This window comes from Actinoplanes sp. NPDC089786 (genome assembly GCF_040684855.1).
Taxonomy (GTDB): domain Bacteria; phylum Actinomycetota; class Actinomycetes; order Mycobacteriales; family Micromonosporaceae; genus Actinoplanes.
In genome coordinates this window covers 261,708-279,620 of the sequence record NZ_JBFBGU010000007.1, presented here as the reverse complement: position 1 = coordinate 279,620, position 17,913 = coordinate 261,708, and the positions used below count along the sequence as shown (strand labels likewise).

The 17,913-nt window shown below is 71.2% G+C and carries 24 protein-coding genes; 14 read left to right on the top strand and 10 right to left on the bottom strand.

Annotated elements, in window-relative coordinates; translation table 11 throughout:
* The first annotated feature begins 52 nt into the window (after positions 1-52).
* From AB0O15_RS23245 to AB0O15_RS23230, 4 genes are read left to right on the top strand one after another with little or no spacing between them, the layout of a single operon-like run.
* Complete coding sequence (locus tag AB0O15_RS23245; RefSeq protein ID WP_364322038.1) at positions 53-433, top strand: hypothetical protein; 381 nt, start codon at positions 53-55, stop codon at positions 431-433.
* Between the two features lie 7 nt (positions 434-440).
* Positions 441-590 (top strand): hypothetical protein, encoded by a 150-nt coding sequence (locus AB0O15_RS23240; RefSeq protein ID WP_364322035.1) that lies wholly within the window; start codon positions 441-443, stop codon positions 588-590.
* Between the two features lie 9 nt (positions 591-599).
* Positions 600-1,283, top strand: coding sequence for a ThuA domain-containing protein (locus tag AB0O15_RS23235; RefSeq protein ID WP_364322032.1), 684 nt, complete (start codon positions 600-602; stop codon positions 1,281-1,283).
* A complete protein-coding gene (locus AB0O15_RS23230) occupies positions 1,280-2,347 on the top strand; it encodes a Gfo/Idh/MocA family oxidoreductase (protein ID WP_364322029.1) in 1,068 nt (355 codons plus the stop codon). Before AB0O15_RS23235 ends, AB0O15_RS23230 begins: the two co-directional genes overlap by 4 nt.
* 110 nt (positions 2,348-2,457) lie before the next feature.
* Here AB0O15_RS23230 and AB0O15_RS23225 read toward each other — a convergent pair whose 3' ends face one another.
* Entirely contained in the window at positions 2,458-3,153 is a 696-nt protein-coding gene (locus AB0O15_RS23225) for a DUF998 domain-containing protein (protein ID WP_364322026.1), read from the bottom strand.
* Positions 3,154-3,456: 303 nt separating this feature from the next.
* Between AB0O15_RS23225 and AB0O15_RS23220 the strand changes: the two genes are divergently transcribed.
* Both AB0O15_RS23220 and AB0O15_RS23215 read left to right on the top strand, forming a co-directional pair.
* Positions 3,457-3,720 (top strand): GlsB/YeaQ/YmgE family stress response membrane protein, encoded by a 264-nt coding sequence (locus AB0O15_RS23220; protein WP_364322023.1) that lies wholly within the window; start codon positions 3,457-3,459, stop codon positions 3,718-3,720.
* Positions 3,721-4,064: 344 nt separating this feature from the next.
* Positions 4,065-4,310, top strand: a complete 246-nt coding sequence (locus AB0O15_RS23215; protein WP_364322020.1) for a hypothetical protein — start codon at positions 4,065-4,067, stop codon at positions 4,308-4,310.
* 110 nt (positions 4,311-4,420) lie between these two features.
* Here AB0O15_RS23215 and AB0O15_RS23210 read toward each other — a convergent pair whose 3' ends face one another.
* Both AB0O15_RS23210 and AB0O15_RS23205 read right to left on the bottom strand, forming a co-directional pair.
* The gene (locus AB0O15_RS23210; protein WP_364322017.1) at positions 4,421-4,735 is read right to left on the bottom strand and encodes a hypothetical protein; all 315 of its coding nucleotides are present in this window, start codon (positions 4,733-4,735) and stop codon (positions 4,421-4,423) included.
* A gap of 792 nt (positions 4,736-5,527) precedes the next feature.
* Positions 5,528-6,409: an NAD-dependent epimerase gene (locus AB0O15_RS23205; RefSeq protein ID WP_364322014.1), complete on the bottom strand. Its 882-nt coding sequence runs from the start codon at positions 6,407-6,409 to the stop codon at positions 5,528-5,530.
* On the opposite strand from AB0O15_RS23205, the gene AB0O15_RS23200 reads away from it, so the two are divergent.
* A complete protein-coding gene (locus AB0O15_RS23200) occupies positions 6,381-6,962 on the top strand; it encodes a DUF4240 domain-containing protein (protein ID WP_364322011.1) in 582 nt (193 codons plus the stop codon). The two genes, AB0O15_RS23205 and AB0O15_RS23200, sit on opposite strands and share 29 nt — an antisense overlap.
* Positions 6,963-7,554: 592 nt before the next feature.
* Here the strand turns inward: AB0O15_RS23200 and AB0O15_RS23195 are convergent.
* Together AB0O15_RS23195 and AB0O15_RS23190 are read right to left on the bottom strand one after the other, a co-directional pair.
* Entirely contained in the window at positions 7,555-8,319 is a 765-nt protein-coding gene (locus AB0O15_RS23195) for a hypothetical protein (RefSeq protein ID WP_364322008.1), read from the bottom strand.
* The gene (locus AB0O15_RS23190; RefSeq protein ID WP_364322005.1) at positions 8,319-8,807 is read right to left on the bottom strand and encodes a carboxymuconolactone decarboxylase family protein; all 489 of its coding nucleotides are present in this window, start codon (positions 8,805-8,807) and stop codon (positions 8,319-8,321) included. Before AB0O15_RS23190 ends, AB0O15_RS23195 begins: the two co-directional genes overlap by 1 nt.
* A 46-nt stretch (positions 8,808-8,853) precedes the next feature.
* On the opposite strand from AB0O15_RS23190, the gene AB0O15_RS23185 reads away from it, so the two are divergent.
* The gene (locus tag AB0O15_RS23185) at positions 8,854-9,783 is read left to right on the top strand and encodes an RNA polymerase sigma-70 factor (protein ID WP_364322002.1); all 930 of its coding nucleotides are present in this window, start codon (positions 8,854-8,856) and stop codon (positions 9,781-9,783) included.
* Positions 9,784-9,816: 33 nt separating this feature from the next.
* Here the strand turns inward: AB0O15_RS23185 and AB0O15_RS23180 are convergent, their stop codons facing one another.
* Positions 9,817-10,506 (bottom strand): hypothetical protein, encoded by a 690-nt coding sequence (locus AB0O15_RS23180; protein ID WP_364321999.1) that lies wholly within the window; start codon positions 10,504-10,506, stop codon positions 9,817-9,819.
* 119 nt (positions 10,507-10,625) lie between these two features.
* Here AB0O15_RS23180 and AB0O15_RS23175 point away from each other — a divergent pair, with 119 nt between their 5' ends.
* The 4 genes from AB0O15_RS23175 to AB0O15_RS23160 all read left to right on the top strand — a co-directional run bounded on the left by AB0O15_RS23175 (position 10,626) and on the right by AB0O15_RS23160 (position 12,892).
* On the top strand, positions 10,626-10,961 hold the full coding sequence (locus AB0O15_RS23175) for a metalloregulator ArsR/SmtB family transcription factor (RefSeq protein WP_364321997.1): 336 nt from the start codon (positions 10,626-10,628) through the stop codon (positions 10,959-10,961).
* The gene (locus tag AB0O15_RS23170; RefSeq protein WP_364321994.1) at positions 10,958-11,425 is read left to right on the top strand and encodes an SRPBCC domain-containing protein; all 468 of its coding nucleotides are present in this window, start codon (positions 10,958-10,960) and stop codon (positions 11,423-11,425) included. The genes AB0O15_RS23175 and AB0O15_RS23170 overlap by 4 nt, the downstream gene beginning before the upstream one ends.
* Complete coding sequence (locus AB0O15_RS23165; RefSeq protein WP_364321991.1) at positions 11,412-11,993, top strand: TIGR03086 family metal-binding protein; 582 nt, start codon at positions 11,412-11,414, stop codon at positions 11,991-11,993. The genes AB0O15_RS23170 and AB0O15_RS23165 overlap by 14 nt, the downstream gene beginning before the upstream one ends.
* Positions 11,994-12,103: 110 nt before the next feature.
* Positions 12,104-12,892, top strand: coding sequence for an AbfB domain-containing protein (locus tag AB0O15_RS23160; protein ID WP_364321988.1), 789 nt, complete (start codon positions 12,104-12,106; stop codon positions 12,890-12,892).
* Here the strand turns inward: AB0O15_RS23160 and AB0O15_RS23155 are convergent.
* Positions 12,889-13,731 carry a helix-turn-helix transcriptional regulator gene (locus AB0O15_RS23155; protein WP_364321985.1) on the bottom strand — a complete coding sequence of 281 codons (843 nt, stop codon included), beginning with the start codon at positions 13,729-13,731 and terminating at the stop codon, positions 12,889-12,891. The two genes, AB0O15_RS23160 and AB0O15_RS23155, sit on opposite strands and share 4 nt — an antisense overlap.
* Positions 13,732-13,833: 102 nt before the next feature.
* Between AB0O15_RS23155 and AB0O15_RS23150 the strand changes: the two genes are divergently transcribed.
* Complete coding sequence (locus tag AB0O15_RS23150) at positions 13,834-14,826, top strand: aldo/keto reductase (RefSeq protein ID WP_364321982.1); 993 nt, start codon at positions 13,834-13,836, stop codon at positions 14,824-14,826.
* Between the two features lies 1 nt (position 14,827).
* On the opposite strand, the gene AB0O15_RS23145 is transcribed toward AB0O15_RS23150, so the two are convergent.
* Complete coding sequence (locus tag AB0O15_RS23145) at positions 14,828-15,769, bottom strand: hypothetical protein (protein WP_364321979.1); 942 nt, start codon at positions 15,767-15,769, stop codon at positions 14,828-14,830.
* Between the two features lie 101 nt (positions 15,770-15,870).
* Positions 15,871-16,740 (bottom strand): AraC family transcriptional regulator, encoded by an 870-nt coding sequence (locus AB0O15_RS23140; protein WP_364321976.1) that lies wholly within the window; start codon positions 16,738-16,740, stop codon positions 15,871-15,873.
* Positions 16,741-16,810: 70 nt separating this feature from the next.
* Here AB0O15_RS23140 and AB0O15_RS23135 point away from each other — a divergent pair, with 70 nt between their 5' ends.
* Positions 16,811-17,440, top strand: a complete 630-nt coding sequence (locus AB0O15_RS23135) for an aldo/keto reductase (RefSeq protein WP_364321973.1) — start codon at positions 16,811-16,813, stop codon at positions 17,438-17,440.
* 21 nt (positions 17,441-17,461) lie between these two features.
* On the opposite strand, the gene AB0O15_RS23130 is transcribed toward AB0O15_RS23135, so the two are convergent.
* Positions 17,462-17,890, bottom strand: a complete 429-nt coding sequence (locus AB0O15_RS23130; RefSeq protein ID WP_364321970.1) for a TIGR03618 family F420-dependent PPOX class oxidoreductase — start codon at positions 17,888-17,890, stop codon at positions 17,462-17,464.
* Between the last annotated feature and the right edge of the window lie 23 nt (positions 17,891-17,913).

The window sequence follows — 17,913 nt, the reverse complement described above, 5'->3', positions numbered from 1 at the left end:
CCTGGTCGTGTCGGACCTGAGGAATCCGGGCCGGATCGCCGATGATGCACCCATGACCGCCACGAAGATCCTGCTCGACGAGTCGGAGATGCCGCGCCGCTGGTACAACCTGGTGCCCGACCTGCCGTCGCCCCCGCCGCCGGTGCTGCACCCGGGCACGCTCCAGCCGATCGGCCCGGACGACCTGGCGCCGCTGTTCCCGATGGCGCTGATCGAGCAGGAGGTGACCACGGAGCGGTACGTGGACATCCCGCCCGAGGTCCTCGACGTGTACCGGCTGTGGCGGCCGTCCCCGCTGTTCCGCGCGCACCGGCTGGAGAAGGCGCTCGGCACGCACGATCCACCCGTCGCCGTCCGACCTGACGGCGCCCGAGCCCACGCACGCGCTGGCGGCCTGCGTCGAGGAGGCGCTGCGGTGCAAGGAGACCGGTGAGGAGAAGGTGATCCTCACCGCACTCTGCGGGCACGGCCACCTCGACCTGCCCGCCTACAGCCGGTACCTGGCCGGGGAGATGGTCGACCACGAGCTGTCCGGCCCCGCGCTCGAGGCGGCTCTCGCGGGTCTTCCGGAAGTTCCAGCCACCCGTTAAGAATGGGGCATGCGACAAGCCCTGGTAGTCCGCGGCGGCTGGGAGGGGCATCAGCCCGTCGAGGCCACCGAGTTGTTCATCCCCTTCCTCAAGGACAACGATTTCTCCGTACGCGTCTCCGATGATCCTTCCGTCTACGCCGAAGCCTCGTACATGGCGTCGGTCGATCTGATCGTCCAGAGCGTGACCATGTCGACGATCTCTCCGGAGGCGCTGAAGGGGCTCATCGCGGCGGTGTCCGGGGGCGCGGGGTTCGCGGGCTGGCACGGCGGGATCTGCGACTCCTACCGGGCCAGCTCGGACTACCTCCAGCTGGTGGGCGGGCAGTTCGCGACGCACGCCTCGCGGCTCGCTCCCGATGACCGCACCGGCGACATGTCGGACAATTACGTCAACCACCGCATCGAGATCGTCGCTGATCATCCCATCACCTCCGGGATTTCCGACTTCGAGCTCCACACCGAGCAGTACTGGGTGCTGACCGACGACTACAACGACGTGCTGGCCACGACCACCACCGCGACCCGGCCGTGGGGCGAGTGGTCGCGGCCGATCACCGCCCCGGCCGTCTGGACCCGCCAGTGGGGTCAGGGCAAGGTCTTCGTGTGTACGCCGGGCCACCGGGTCGAGGTGCTCGAGGACGAGAACGTGCGCACGATCGTCGAGCGTGGCCTGCTGTGGGCGGCCCGATGAGGGTCGGCATCGTCGGCGCCGGCAAGATCAGCGCCCAGTACAGCCAGACCCTGTCCCGGTTCCCGTCCCTGCCGGTCACCGCGGTCGCCGACCTCTCGTCCTCTCGGGCCGAGGCCCTGGCCGCACAGCATCCCGGCGCCCGGGTCCTTACCCTCGACGACCTGTGCGCTTCCCCCGACGTCGACGTGGTCCTCAACCTGACCACGCCGGCCGGTCACGCCCCGGTCGCCCTCGCCGCGATCAAGAACGGCAAGCATGTGTACGGCGAGAAGCCGCTCGCCCCGTCCCTTCTCCTCGCGGAATCTCTTCTCGACGCCGCCTCGTCCGAAGGTGTCCGGCTCGCCTGCGCTCCCGACACGATCCTGGGCGCCGGCCTCCAGACCGCGCTGGGCGTGCTCGACTCCGGCGCCATCGGCGTCCCGCACGCCGCGACCGCCTTCATGACCACCCCCGGCCACGAACGCTGGCACCCCGACCCCGAGTTCTACTACCAGCCCGGCGGCGGTCCCGTCCTCGACATGGGCCCGTACTACCTGACCACCCTGGTGCACCTGCTCGGCCCGGTCCGCCAGGTCAGCGGCTTGTCGGTGCGCCCACAGGACACGAGGCTGATCGGCTCGGGCCCGAAGGAGGGCGCGTCGTTCCCGGTCGCGGTCGACACCCACACGACCGGCTACCTCTCGCATGCCGGCGGCGCGGTCACGACGGTCATGTTCAGCTTCGACACCTGGGCCGCCCGCCTCCCGCACATCGAGGTCTACGGCGCCTCCGGCACGCTGTCCGTCCCCGACCCCAACCGCTTCGACGGCGACGTGGAGATCTTAACCCGCGCCGACCCGGCCTGGACCACCGTCCCGTGGAACGCCGGCTACCAGCCCGGCGGCCGCGGCGTGGGCCTGGCCGACCTGGCCCAGGCCATCGAGGCGGACACCTCGCACCGCACCGGCGCCGACGTGGCCCTGCACGTCCTCGAGATCATGCTGGCCCTGGAGTCGGGCCGGCCCACCGACCTGACCACCACGTGCACGGTCCCGGCCCGCATGCCCCGCCTCACGGACGGATAGCCGCGGCGTCGGCCACCCGTTGACGCCAGCCCCGGCGCAGCGCGTCCAGCTCGCGCCGGTGGCTCCGTTCCCAGCGCACGCGGTCGGCGACGCCCCGCTCAGCGCCCCGCTCAGCGCCCCGCTCGGCGGGCCGCTCGTCGGCGGTTCGTGGCGAGGAGGGCAAGCCACAGCCAGCCGACGGACACGCACAGCCGCTGCCACAGTCCCGCGGTGGAGGTCCACGGGTCGGTGCCGGCGAAGCCGATCAGCGCGAAGGCGAACAGCACGGCGAATACCGTCCCGCTCAGAGCCGAGTACAGGGCGAACCAGCCCGATCGCCGGCGCGCGAATGCGACGGTCGCGGTCAGCATGGCGAGGGTCAGCGCAGCGAAGGCGGGCAGGGAGAAGGCCAGATCGTGCAGTTGGCCGTGCCAGGTGACCGGGCTGGCCGCGGTCGGATAACCGCCGACCGGGTCGGTGACGAAGATTCCCGCGCCGATCAGCCCGATACCCCAGACGGCCACCAGTAGCGGCACGGCCAGCGCGCCCGGGCCGGTGCGCAGGGTGCGGCGCAGGCCGATCGAGAACAGGACCACCAGCAGTCCGCAGACAACGAAGTTCGCGATCTGTTGCCACCCTTGCGGCCCGAGAGCGAGTGAGCTGACCGGATGGCGGAGCGGGGAGTACCCGTCGCCACGGAGAGCGCCTTCCACCAGGTACGCCGCGGTGAAGAGGGGACCGACGAGGAGGCCGGCCACGAGCAGCCGACTCGGGTGGGGAGGAGGCCGCTCAGGCGTAGTGGCGGCAATGGCTGTCGAGGTCGTCATCCTGTCAACGGTAGTTGACAGAACGCAAGCCGTCAACCATGGTTGACAGATCGTGCGGTGGTGGTATCACGGCTGGGAAGCCGGGAGGGCGCCGATCAGCGATCCGGAAAACCTGCTCATCTAAACCTCGACGCGGGTGTTTGCCGGTCACACGTTGAGGAAACACGGTCATCGTCGATCAGGCACGTCGCAACCGACCCAAGCACCAGCATCTTGCGCGGATCCTCACCGGCAAGCCGACGAATCCCCACGGGTACTTCACGGGCATCTGCAGGACATCGGACACTCACCGAAGGGCGCACAATGTCGTTCATCTGGGCCATCATCGCCGGTTTGATCATCGGTCTCATCGCACGAGCGATTCTGCCGGGCCGACAGAACATCCCCATCTGGTTGACCATCATCCTGGGCGTGATCGGCGCCATCATCGGCAACCTCATCGCTTCTGCTCTGGGCGTCAGGGACACCGGGGGCTTCGACTGGATCCGCCACATCCTTCAGATCGCCGCCGCCATCGCCCTGGTCGCCGTCGTCGCTCCCCTGTGGGTCAAGCGCGTACGCCGGTAACACCACAGCACAAGCACGCCATACATCTGAGGGGCAGGGGCAGAACGATCCCGCCTGCCCCTCACCCCAACCCCCCAGCCGGCCTCGTGGTGCAGCGACAGATTCGGCAGCGACGCCGCGCTGTTCGTTCGTTTGGTCGGACGTGCCCGCGGCACCTGCTCAACGAGGTAGCTCGCCGGTGAGCGAATGCTGGACCGACGCGCGCGGCGGGCGGATCGAGTTGCCCGACGTTGCGCTGGGAGACCGCTATATAGGCAGCGCGTCCTTCGAGCGACTGATCAACTCGGGCCCTTCGCTGGAGCGTCCGGCTCTCGGGTGAGGTCTGCGAGTCCCGCGCGGAGCTGGTGGCCGAGGACACCACCGAGCAGCCCGGTAACGCCGTTTCCGAGGAAGGCCGCCCCGAGCCCGATAAGGGCGATCGAGGGCAGCGGCTGTCCGGCTACAAGCACGATAGTTCCGAATCCGATGCTCGCCGTCCCGCCCCCGGCAAGGGCCGCCCCGTACAGCAGCTTGTCGCCAGTGAGCTTTGCGATTCCGAAGCAGACAGTGGCGATACCGAACACGATCATCGCAACGACCTGCCCGGCTGAGCCGACAGCGAGCGAGGCGACTCCCAGCACAGCGATCGCCAGACCGGCACCGAAAATCGCGACGCTGATCGGCGGCCGGCCACCGACCAGCGTCGCGATCCCGAGCCCGCTTACGCAGCGCCCACCGCGCTTACCGCGATCCCGAAGGAGGAGTTCTCGAAATTCAAGGCGATGCCGAAACAGATGGCCGACAAGCCGCCGACGAGCAATGCGGTGACGCGCAGCCAGCCGCTACCGGCCACGATTGCTGTGGCGAACGCGACGGCCGAAACACCGACGCCGGCGAACGCGATACCGGCGAACAGATCACCGTCATTACAGGCACCGACACCGAAGCTGAAGCCTGCTACCCCGCCGCCCGCGCACGCGGCACCGCACAACACCCGCAGGGCCTCCTGAACGCTGGATGTCGCCAGAACAGCCACCGCCCCGAAGACCGCCGCCGCGAAGACCGAGTACGCCCCCGGACCGCGCGGCATGGCAACCGCGGCCGCAAAACTCGCCAGCAGCGCTACCCGGATGCTGATCCGGACGATCGGGGGCGCGGACCGGCAGCGCCCGAAGCCGAGATGCCACGATCATCATTGCGGCCATGGCCGCCGCTGCCGCGACGCCCCGGTAGCCCACGTCGGTGCTGACCAGATTGACGCTCATCCCGCCAGCACTGCCCAGCAGCAGGGAGACGGCTCGACCACGCCAGTCGAGGCGACGAGGCGCGTCGTCAGCTGACCCGGTCATGCGGTAGACCATGCCAACGATGACCACACCATCGCCATCACCGAATCGGATGACGACACCGACGCCGAGGTGATCGCCTTCGACCGTGCGGCGCTCGCGGATCCGGGCCCGTCGCCTGCGGCAGGGACGCGAGCGCGGCAGGTATGTCGTCGGTTGGCGCGTTCCAACTGAGACTTCTGGCAGGTCGATGAGGGTGGCAATCGGCTCGACGCGGTCGAGAACGCGATTGTGATCGTTTTGGACCGTATGACCGCGCGTCGCGGGGCCGATGTCGCCCACGTGTCGCCCGGGGCGACCGGCATCACCCAATCGGGGAGGTGGCGTGCTCTGACAAATGAACCGCGCGCACGCCCGCGCTAACGCGGCTGGCCGCGCCAGCGCCCCAACAGACCGATCCTGTTTGGGGGTAACCCGCCGATACGAGCGATGCGCCGGCCGCCGGCGGCACAGGAGCAGCACCATGGTGGCCACCATCGTTGCTATGAGCCGGTCGTGCCGCGGCCTGGAGCGCCCACGCGCTCCGGTGATCCGACCGCCGCCAACGCCTCGTCCAGGTCCGAAGGCATCAGGCCGAACGTGCGCTCGGTCAGCGATGCGTCCAGCACGAAGGGCCGCGCGAACTGATAGTAGGTCGCCCGCGGTTCCCGCGTCATCGGCGAGATCAACCCCGCGCCCCACAGCATCGGGTACGGGATCCGGGCCAGCCGTGGCGCCGGGGCGCCGTGCACGCGGGTGAACCGGTCGGCCAGCTCACGCACGGTCATCGGGGCATGCGACGGCACCAGCCACGCGCGGCCCCATGCCTGCTCTTCGATGGCTGCCGTGGTCAGTGTGCGTGCCACGTCCTTGATCGATGTCCAGGTGTGCGGCGCACCGAGCGCGCCTGGCACCAGCGTGCGACGGCCGGCGAGCAGCGGCCTGGCCAGGCCGTCGGCGAGCAGCGACTTGGCCTCGATGTAGTCGCTGCCACGCACCTCGGTCACCCGGATCCGGCCGGCGTCGTGCAGTGCGAGGGCGGCCCGCCACATGTCCGCACGGACGCGCAGTTTCGCGTCGGTGGCGACCAGCGGGGTGTCGGCGGTGATCGGGCTGTCGACCGGCCCGTAGCCGTAAAGGTTGCTTGTCACGGCGAGCGTCGCGCCGGTGCGCTCGGCGGCGGTCAGCAGGGCGGCGGCCAGCGGCGGCCAGTCAGTGAGCCAGCGGTGATAGAGCGGGCTGGCGCAGTTGTAGAGGGCGGCCGCGCCGGCGGTGAGCTCGGTGAGCCGGTCGCCATCGGTGGCGTCGGCGGCGACCCGCTCGATCGCGGGGTGCTCGGGCCCACCGCCGCTGCGGGTGACGACCCGGACCTGTTCGTCGTTCATCGAGCTATCGCACCGAGCCGGGCCCCAGCCCGGTGACCGCGAGGCCTTTCTGGCTCAGAGGCTCAGCCGGATCTCCCGCTCAGATCTGCTCGACTTCGTCCAGCACCTGTCCGGGACTCGGGAACCGGCCAACACGTATCGCCTATGGCGATCCGCCGACATCCTCATGGAGGGCCGCTGCGGCACCGACGGATTCCACTACTTCCAGATGTGGCTCGTCGGGCTCGGCCGCACAGCTCACGAGCGAGCGATCGCCGACCCCGACAGCCTCGCCACGGTACCGGCCGTACAGAGGCTGGCGTCTCTCCCACGACCCTGGCAGGACGACGACCACCCCACGTGGGAGTCCCTGGAATACGTAGCCTGCGAGGTCGGCGACCAGCGGGCGGACATCGACGGGGACATCCGCGATGTCGTTACCGCAGAACGCGCCGTAACGCTACGCACCGATCCCAACCCCCACGACGGCGACTGGGCCCGGCTGAACACCGACATGGTGGCCCTCCGTTACCCGCGCCTATGGGCGCTGTTCGGCGAGCACTGGACCGAATAGACCCCACCCGTCTCCGCACGCCGCCGCAACCCAAAGGCGTGGACGGTCTTGAGTAGCGCAGCGGGCCGCTGAGCAGTCACAGCGCCCTTGCGGCCGGTCGCACGGATCGCCCTACCCGGCCGTTTGGGACCTCTTCCAAGATCCAGCTCACCGTTTGTTCGGGCGAGTGCTCGACCGGCGGTTCCCAGATGATTGCTGTGCGCCAGTCCGACGGCTGGCAATGCATACTCTTCTGCCGCAGATAGCGGCCCTCCCTGAATGACGATCAACCTCATGCTACCCAGGGTGACGGGCATCCGACGTCGTCGGAGCACTCCGGGTGCCAACCACCGCCGGACGCCACGGCGCTGCCCAGTGTGTGGGCCACGTCTGAGTGCCAGCTATTGCCCAGAGTGAAAGCACCAGCCCTCTGGGCAACGTCGTTGTCCTCGCCGCCGTCCACGCTACCTTTTCCACCCACCCAGTGCCCGAGTGGGGAGACGGCCGCGCGTCGATCAGCCCAACCCACCTCCTCCGAAGGGGACACCGGGCGGGCGGCCGCTGCCCGCGATCGGTGACGGTGACGGACGTGGCCAGGCTGTGGCGGTGCCGTTCAATCCGGTTCGCTCAGACCCACTTTGTCGGGGTGGCGGGCCATCTCGGCGGCCGTCGCCTCGCGCACGCCGACCGTGCCGGTGGGGAAGACGGCGTGCAGCGTGACCACATAACCGTCCGGCAGGCAGATCTGGGTCACCTCGGCGTCGGTCCGGGTGGGGCAGCCGGGATAGGCGCGGTCGACGCTCACGTCGAGGGCGCGCCGGTCCTTCTCCAGGCGTTCGATCAGCATCGAGCGGCCCGCGTGGGTGCCGGTCAGGCGGTAGCCGGGCACCTCGGGCACGTAGAGCGGCACGCTCATCGCCTCGAACTCCTGGGCGCGCCAGCGTTCCTGGAGGGCCCAGGTGGCGCCGGCGCCGAGCGTGGTCACCAGGACGACGGCCGGGACCGCCCAGCGCCGGCGGCGGGTCGCCACGAGCAGGTGGATCGCCACGGCGACCGCGCTCCACAGGACCGCGGCCTCCAGGCGGTTGCGTTCCAGGCCCAGGGTCAGCGGGGCCAGCACGCCGGGGACCAGGAACAACGGCACGACGGCGTGGGCCTTGGGACGGCTGTGCACGAGCCGGGTCAGGGCCGCGGCGACCGCCCCGAGGAGGAGGCCGCCGAAGACGCCGATCACGGGATCCATGTCGGAGTAGTCGTCGACCTGGTATTCATCGAGGAGACCGAGCGGCACGCAGAGGGCCGCGGCCGTGATGCCGCCGCAGACCAGGCCGCCGCGGACCAGACCGCCGCGGATCAGGCCGCCGGTGACCGGGCGCATCAGGAGGTGTAGCCGTGCCGGTGGATGCGTTCGGCACCGGGAAGGTAGGCGGCGGGGTCGGTCGGTGCCGCGGTGCCGAGGCCGTCGACGTACCGGTTGAACATGCTGAACGCCGCCGCGATCAGGATGGTGTCGTGGATCTCGACGTCGGTGGCGCCCTCGGCCCGGGCTTGCGACACCAGGTCGTCGGTGACGGCGTGGCCGCTGTCGCGGGTGGCCGCGGCCACCCGCAGCAGCGCCTCCAGCTTGGCCGAGACGGCCGGGTGGTGGAGCGACGCCACGGCCGCGTGCGACAACTCGCAGTAGGTGCAGTCGTTGAGCTTCGACACGTGTGCCGCGATCAGCTCGCGCTCGCCGGGGGTGAGGCCGTCGGACGAGCGCAGCAGCGTGTCGGCCAGCTGCATCAGCGCCCGCCCGGTGTCGGGCCGGTAGGCCAGCAGGCCGCGGATGCCCGGCGCGGGGTTGTCACCCAGATCGATGTGAGCCATCCCGCGACCCTGTCACAGGAGCCGGGCGGGCGGTGTCCTGGGTGACATGACCGACCACGCCGACGGTGACATGACTGACCACACCGACAGTGACATGACCGACCACACCGACGCCTTCGTCGCGTACCGGAACCTGCTCTTCACCGTCGCCTACGAGCTGCTCGGCTCGGCCGCCGACGCCGAGGACGTGCTGCAGGACACCTGGCTGCGGTGGGTCCGCGTCGATCTGGACCAGGTCCGTGACCACCGCAACTATCTGGTCCGGATCGCCACCCGGCTGTCGCTCAACCGGCTGCGCACGCTGGCCCGGCGCAAGGAGAACTACGTCGGCCCGTGGCTGCCCGAACCGTTGCTGACCAGCCCGGACGTGGCCGAGGACGCGGTGCTGGCGGAAAGCCTGTCGATGGCCATGATGCTGGTGCTGGAGACGCTGTCGCCGACCGAGCGGGCCGTGTTCGTGCTGCGGGAGGCGTTCGCCGTCGGGTACGACGAGATCGCCGAGGCGGTCGGCAAGAGCGAGGCCAACGTACGCCAGATCGCCCACCGCGCCCGCCGGCATGTCGACGCCCGCCGGCCGCGCGAGACGGTGTCCGCGGCCGACACCCGGGTCGCGCTGGACTCGTTCCGCCGGGCCCTGGAGACCGGCGACCTGCAGGGCCTGCTCGACGTGCTCGCGCCGGACGTGGTCGCGCTGGCCGACGGCGGTGGCGTCGTGCAGGCCGCGCTGAACCCGATCGTCGGCGCCGACCGGGTGGCCCGGTTCCTCATCCGCGGCACCAGCCGGGTCACCGACCCGGTGACCGTGGCGTCGATTGTGATCAACGGCAACCCGGCCCTGATGATGCGCCTGAACGGCGACCTCGACGGGATCATGACGGCCGCGATGGCCGGCGGCCGGATCACCGGGCTCTACTACGTGCGCAACCCCTCGAAGCTGTCCCGCGCGACGGCGCCGACCCCGCTCAGCCGACTCTGAACGTCGTCGTCGTCCAGTTGCCCAGGTTGTCGATCATGATCTGGTACGAGGGCTCGCGGACCTGGAAGCGCGGGAAGTGCCAGCCGTACGGGCCGCTGGTCGCGCCGCGCAGCACGGCGGCCACCTTGCCGGTCGTGGTGACGGTGAGCCGTGGTTGTGCACCGCGTAGCGCGGCGGCCCGTAGTAGCGGGGGCCGGTGAGCACGCGCACGTCCGCGGTCATGCCCGGGATCAGCGCCGCCGACCGGGTCAGCGTGAAGAGGCAGTTCTCCGCCTCCAACCGGCGCAGGGCGGTGCCCTCGTCCCACCCGTACCCGTTGGAGCCGGGGTCGGGGTTCTGCCGATGGAAGAGCACGACCTGGCGGACGAGCGCGGCCAGCGACTTCTGCTGGCCGTCGAGGGCGGCGCGGCGGGCGAGCGGGCGCACCCACATCAGGCCCTGGAAGGTGAGCCGCCACGTCGGGTCGGTCACCGGCGGGCGCCGCCACATCGCGGCCGGGATCGCCCCCACGGTGAACGCCTTGGCCGGCGGCATCACCACCCGGATCGGCCTCCCGTCGGGCACCGGCGAAGGCGCGGCCGGTCCGCAGCGGGGGTCGTCGGCGCGCCCGCTCACCCGGTCGGGGATCTCCGCCGCGTCCACGGCCACCACGTGTGGTGCCACCGGTGCCGCCGGGACCGGTGTGGCGGCGGCGAGGAGAACGGCGACCAGCGCGGCGATCATCCCACCAGCACACCCCGCCCGGCCCCGCGCGCGCTGGATCTTCCGCCAACCGGTTGACCGGCTCGTGATCGAGGGCTACGTTGCCTTTTAACCGATTAGTTGAAAGGACGAGGTCGTCGATGCCGAGCGACACGCTGTCCCGGGTCTTCGCGGCCCTGGCCGACCCCACCCGGCGTGACATGGTGGCGCGGTTGTCGGCGGCCGACGCGACCGCCAACCAGCTCGCCGAGCCCTATGCGATGAGCCTCCAGGCGGTCTACAAGCACCTGCGCGTGCTCGAGGAGGCGGGCGTGGTGAGCCGGCCGCCGGGGCGTCAGCCGCGCGCGGTGCATCTCGAGATCGGAGCGCTGGACCGGATGGACGACTGGATCGAGCGGTACCGCCGCCGGGCCGAGGAGCGGTACGAGCGCCTCGACCGGGTGCTGGCCGCCATGGACGAGGAGCCCCCGCGATGACCGTGATCGAGGCCGACCCGGCCGTTCCGATCATCCGGGTCAGCCGGGAGTTCCGGGCCACTCCGGCGGCGTTGCTGCGGGCCCACACCGACCCGGACCTGTTCGCGCGCTGGGTCGGCCCCGATTCCCTGCGGACGCACATCGACCACTGGGACGCCCGTACCGGCGGCAGCTACCGCTACCGGTCGGTCGGGGACGGCGGTGAGTGGGCGTTCCACGGCTGCTTCCACGAGATCCAGCCCGGCCGGATCGTGCAGACATTCACCTACGAGGGCAACCCCGACGGGGTCGCCCTGGAGACGTTGTGGTTCGACGACCTCGGCGACGGCCGGTCCCGGCTCCGCTCACAGTCCCTGGTGGACAGCTTCGCGAGCCGGGATGCCTGGCTGACGAGCGGCATGGAGGCCGGCCTGACCGACGGGCACGCGAAACTCGAGAGGATGCTGACCGATGACCTTGTCTGAGCTCACCCCCGCGGAACGCCACCGTCAGATCGGCGGCGTCTTCGCCGACCGGGTGAACGGGGCCGAGAACTGGGACGCCCCGGCGCCGGTGGCCGGGTGGGCGGCCCGCGACGTGGTCCGCCACCTGGTCGAATGGTTCCCGCCGTTCCTGGCCGGCGGCGCCGGCGTCGACCTGCCGCCCGGCCCCGGCGTCGACGACGACCCGGTCGCGGCCTGGCGGTCCCGGTACGACGCGGTGCAGACGCTGCTCGACGACCCGGCGACGGCCGGGCGAACGCTGTCCAACCCGCACATCGGCGACGTCCCGCTCGACCGGGCGATCGACCAGTTCTACACGACCGACGTGTTCATGCACACCTGGGACCTGGCCCGCGCCACCGGCCAGGACGACCGGCTCGACGCCGGCTACTGCGCGCTGCTGGTGGCCGGCATGGAGCCGATGGAGGAGCTGATCCGCAACTCCGGCCAGTACGGCCCCCGGGTGCCCGTCCCGGCCGACGCCGGCCCGCAGACCCGGCTGCTCGGCTTCATCGGCCGCGACCCGTTCTGGACTCCCGCGCTGACGTAGCTCACCGTAATTCATCAATCAGGACGGACAGTCAGGGCTTGCGTGCGGCGCGTCCATATACGACGATTCCTCTGCTCCCATTCGTGATCCTGCGTGATCCGAGGAATTCGTTGACTTCGTATCGTGATTTCATCCGCGGTGATCGGGACTCGCTCACCTTCTGGGGCCTGTTGATCGCGGCGGTGGTGGCGCTGGCCGTGCTGGTGACGCTCACGCTGGCCCCGCGCGAGGGCGCCGGGCCGCTCGAGGCGCGCGCCACCCCGTACGACTTCGGGTCGATGCCGCCGCTCAACCCGGCGCCGCAGGCGACGATCAGCGTGCCGCCGCTGGAGTCGCCGTCGGCGGCGCCGACCGGAGGGCCGACCGCGGAGTACGTGGCCGCGCCCCGCCGGACCTCGGCCCCGCCGTCGCACCGGCCCCGGCCGCCGGCACCGGCCCCGCCGTCGCGCACGGCCCGGCCGCCGGCCTGGGCGGCCTGGCTGAACAAGCCGGTCGCGCTGGAGATCAACGGGCAGTCCGGCCTGCTGCTGCGGCACCGTGACTTCGTGGCCCGGGCCGACCCGATCGGCGGCTCCAGCCGGGCGCTCGACCGGGCCGACGCCACGTTCGTGGTGCGGCCGGGGCTGGCCGACGACGACTGCCTGTCGTTCGAGGCGACCAACCACGACAACTTCTACCTGCGCCACCGCGACTTCGTGCTGCGCCTGAACCGCCACGACGGCTCCGGCCTGTTCCGGGCCGACGCCACGTTCTGCCCCGAGCCCGCGGCCGGGGACGGGCTGACCCTGCGGGCGGTCAACTACCCGGACCGGCGGCTGGCCCTGCAGTGGTCCCGCGTGGCCTTGTCACCGGTGTCAGCGTCCAGGGCGATGCGCGTCCGCCTCCGCCCGCCGCCCTAGGCCCCGACCGGGAACTCCTCGGTGCCCAGCACCCGCAGCAGGGCCAGGCGCTCGCGGGTCTCGGCGTCGGCGGGCGTGAGCACCAGCAGCTTCTGACCCTGGTCGGGGGTCATCAGCGTCTCGCAGTCCATCACCAGCGGACCGACCCGCGGGTGGATCAGGGTCTTGCGGTCGGCCCGGCGGACCGCCACCTCATGTTCCTCCCACAGGTCGCGGAACCGGGTGCTGGCCGTGAGCAGGCGCTCGATCAGGCCGGTGACGACCGGGTCGCTGGGCCGCCGGCCGGCCGTGGCCCGCAGGTCGGCCACCATCTCGCGGGCGTGGCGGTCGCGGTCCTCGGCCGTGTGCATGTCGCGGACCTCCGGTTCGGTGAACCAGCGGTAGGGAAGGTAGCGCCGGTCGCCGGTCAGCGCGGTGTGGTCGCCGGCCACGAGCATGGACGTGCGGTTCTGGGCCAGGATCTCGCCCAGGTCGGAGATCACCACGGCCGCGGTGCCGTCGAGCAGGTCGAGCAGGCGGACCAGACCGGCGCGGGCCAGGCGGGCGAGGCCGTCGGCCGGGGGCGGCTGGTGGCCGGCCAGGTGGAACAGGTGGTCGCGCTCGTCGTCGGAGAGTCGCAGGGCCCGGGCCAGCGCGCCGAGCAGCTGGGTCGAGGGCTGGCTGCTGCGGGCCTGCTCCAGGCGTACGACGTAGTCGACCGACATGCCCGCCAGCATCGCCACCTCCTCGCGGCGCAGCCCGGTGGTGCGGCGGCGCGGGCCGTCGGCCAGCCCGACCTCGGCCGGCCGGATCGCCTCGCGGCGGCGGCGCAGGAAGTCGGCTAGCTGCTCACGCTGCATGTCCCCATGATGGCCGGATCCGGCGGCGTGCATCCAGGGAGTGGCTCTCCCACGATGAACGCTCCGCTCCCGGCCGGCCCGGACCCGGCCCAGGGTGGAGGCATGCGGAAACGAAACTTGGGAACGACCGGGCCGGCCGTCTCGGCGCTCGGGCTGGGCGCGATGGGCATGTCGGGTGAGGCGTACGGCGCGTCCGACCGCGCGGAGAGCATCGCCACCGTGCACGCGGCTCTGGACGCGGGCGTCACGCTGATCGACACCGGCGACTTCTACGCCATGGGTCACAACGAGCTGCTGCTCGGCGAGGCGCTTCGTGGCGTCGACCGGGACAGCTACCAGCTCAGCGTCAAGTTCGGGCAGATGCGCGGGCCGGGCGGGGTGTTCGGCCCGGCCGACTGCCGGCCCGAGGCGGTGCGGAACTTCCTGGCGTACACGCTGAATCGGTTGGGGGTTGATCACGTCGACATCTACCGTCCCGCGAGGCTCGACCCGGACGTGCCGATCGAGGACACGGTCGGTGCGGTCAAGGAGATGATCGAGGCGGGGTACGTGCGCCATGTCGGCCTGTCCGAGGTCGGCGCCGAGACGATCCGCCGCGCGCACGCGGTGCACCCGATCGCCGACCTGCAGATCGAGTACTCGCTGATCTCCCGCGGCGTCGAGGACGAGGTGCTGCCCACGCTGCGCGAGCTGGGGATCGGAATGACCGCGTACGGCGTGCTGAGCCGCGGCCTGATCTCCGGGCACTGGTCGGCCGACAAGGCCGGCGACCCGCGCAGCGCGATCATGCCCCGGTTCGCGGGCGAGAACGTGCGGCACAACCTCGGCCTGGTCGACGGGCTGGCCCGGGTGGCCGAGGCGAAGGGCTGCACGGTGGCCCAGCTCGCGATCGCCTGGGTGGCGGCGCGGGGCGACGACATCGTGCCGGTGGTGGGCGCCCGGACCCGCGTACGGCTGACCGAGGCCCTGCCCGCGCTCGACCTGACGCTGACCGCCGACGACCTGGCCGAGATCGAGAAGGCGGTCCCGCTGGGCGCGGCCCGGGGCGACCGCTACCCGGCGCCGATGATGGCGTTCCTTGACGTCGGCAACTGAGTCACTTCGGCTTCTCGACGTTGATCGAGCCCAGCCCCACCCGGACGTCCACGTCGACCTTGTCGTCGGCGCGGCGCCAGGCGCCCGGCTCGAAGACGGTGCCGCGGGCGACGCCGCGGACGAGTTTGCCCTCGATCGTGGCGCTGCCCGCGCCGCCGCGCGCTCGAACCCGGACCGGGGCCGCGCCGCCGGCGGACACCTTCAGCCGGTTGATGTCACCGGTGACGCGAACCGGCAGCGTCTCGCTCGGCTGCGGCAGGCGCAGCAGGACGTCCGCGGCGTCCCCGGCCAGGTCGACCCGATCCACCACCGCCTTGGTGACGTCGATGTCGGCGTTGTTGATCGACGCGTCGACCCGCAGCGTCCAGCGCACCGCGGCCGACAGGATCACGTCGACCGCTTCGGGCCCGGGCTTGCCGGTGGCGACCAGGCTCAGGCTCACGGTGTCGCCGTCCAGCCTGGTGTCCGGGCGGACGCTGCCGCCGTCCGGGCTGCTCACCCGGAACAGGTCGGTCTCGGTGTTGCCGGCCCGGATCCGCACCGCCGACGCGTTGCTGGTCACCACGAACACCGCGGTCGTCCGGTCGCCGGTCGGGGCGGAGACCAGCTGCGGTGCGGCGGCCTTCTCCTCGGTCGGGGTCGCGGTCGGCGTAGCGGTCGCGGTCGGGGCGGGGCGCTGGGTGTAGAAGTACGTCCCCGCGGCGGCGAGCACCACCACGGCCAGCGCCGACAGCACCACCGGCCGGCGGCGTGACCTGGGGCGCGGCGACTTCTTCGGGGGCAGCGGGAGGGTGGGCCGGTTGTCAGCCGGAGGCGCGGGCGGGAACGGGACGGTCGGTTCCTCGGTGTAGTAGTCGGCCTCGGCGATCCGATGCGGCAGGTCCGGCCAATAGTCGGAGATGGACGGCGGTGACTCGCGGCCGTCTGTGGCGGTGACGTCCATGTGTGCTCCCGGTGACAGATGTCGATCACCCTGCGATACGGATCCGGCACCGGCCAGGTTCATCCGCCGGGTGTGTCGTGCTTGTTAAAGGTTGACCGCCGTCACGGAAGGCTCGGTTCGAGGGGGCCGGCGGCCGAGCGCAACCGCGCCGCGTCAGCGCCGGGCGGGGCGCCGAAGAGGCGGCGGTACTCGCGGCTGAACTGTGACGGGCTGTCGTAGCCGACCAGGTGGCCCACGCCGGCCACGTCGTCGGGGCGGGCCAGCAGCAGCGAACGGGCCGCCTGGAGGCGGAGCCGTTTCTGGAACTGGAGCGGGCTCATCGCCGTGACGTCGCGGAAGTGGCGGTGGAACGCGGACGCGCTCATGCCGGCCCGGCGGGCCAGGTCGTCGACCCGCATCGGCTCGGCGTAGTTGGCGCGCAGCCAGCCGATGGCCCGGTTGACGTGTGACAGGTTGCTGTCGGCGAGGGCGATCTGCCGCAGCGACTCGCCGTGCGGGCCGGTCAGCACGCGCCACAGGATCTCCCGCTCGTACAGCGGCGCCAGCACCTCGACGTCGCGCGGCTCGTCGAGCAGCCGGACCAGCCGGGTGACCGCGTCCAGCAGGGCCGGGCCGGCCGGGCCGGTGGCCAGCGCCGACCGGGCGGCGGACGGCCGGGCCGGGGGAGCGGACAGCAGCAGCGGCGTGATCGTCTCCGGACGCAGCGTCAGGCCCAGGCCCAGCGCCGGGGTGTCGAAGAAGTGGCCGCTCACCGGCACACCGGTCGTCACGATCAGGCACTCGCCGGCCCGGTACTCGTACATCCGGTCGCCGAGCAGCAGCCGCTTGCCGCCGCGCGCCATCACCACCAGCAACGGGTCGGTCATCGAGAACTCGTGGTCACTGCCGGTCACGCGCGACAGGAACAGGCCCGGTATGCGCGTGCGCATGTCCGGCCGGGCGTGCCGCTCGATGAGGGTTTCCAGCTCCACAGGGAGGATTGTGCAAGACCGCCGGTGCTCCTGACTACCCCCGCGGCGCTCTCGGGAAGAGGCTTGTGACATGCCTCTGGACCATTACGTGACGCTCGGCCGCTCCGGCCTCCGGGTCAGCCCGTTCGCCCTCGGCGCGATGACCTTCGGGGAGGATCCGCCCGGCGCCGGCAGCAGCGTCGAGGAGTCCGAGAAGATCCTCGCCGGTTACCTCGACCGGGGCGGCAACTTCATCGACACCGCCAATTTCTACACCAACGGCCACTCCGAGAAGATCCTCGGCGACTGGTTCGCCCGTCAGCCCGGCCGCCGCGACCGCGTGGTGCTGGCGACGAAGTTCTTCTTCAACATGTTCCCCGGCGACCCGAACGGCGGCGGCGCCGGCCGAGGCTCGATCACCGCTCAGCTCGACGAGTCGTTGCGCCGGCTGCAGACCGACCACGTCGACCTCTACTGGCTGCACAACTGGGACCGCAACACCCCGATCGAGGAGACTATGCGCGCCCTCGACGACCTGGTCCGGGCGGGCAAGATCCGGTACATCGGCTTCTCGAACACGCCGGCCTGGCTGACCGCGCCGTCTACCCGCCCCTGCTCGCCGGCGACGTCAGATACTGACGGTCAAGAGCTTGATGTCGTGGGCCGGTGGGTGGTTCAGACCGTCGCTCCCGCCGAGGGTCGCTCCGCTCCACGTGGGTGAATGGTCACCCTTCCAAGATCGTCAAGACGCGTTGCTGTAGACGCGCGTAGGGGTCACGAAGACGGCTGTGCGGCGCTGTTCGACCATGGTGCGGTCGTAGGCGTCCCAGTCGTCGTGGGTGCCGCCGGCGGCCGTGAAGATCTCGCGCAGCAGCAGGCGCAGGCCCTCGGCGTCAACGCCGTCGCGCGGGTCGTCGGGCCCGATCAGCTCGGCCCGGCCCTCGACGGCCGCCCACTGCCAGCCGTCGCGGAACGTCACGGTCAGCTGCGGCCGCGCACGGAGATTGGCCAGCTTGACCGGCCCGTACGTGACGAACGCCAGGTCTCCCTTGACGATCCCGGTGTTGACCAGCGACGCCTGAATGGTCTGATCGGCCCGCAGTGTCGACACGATCGCCAGGCCCGAGTCGCCCCGGCTGAGTTCCCACGCCGCTTCCAACGTCATCGTCATGCGCCGAACCCTACGCCGCGACC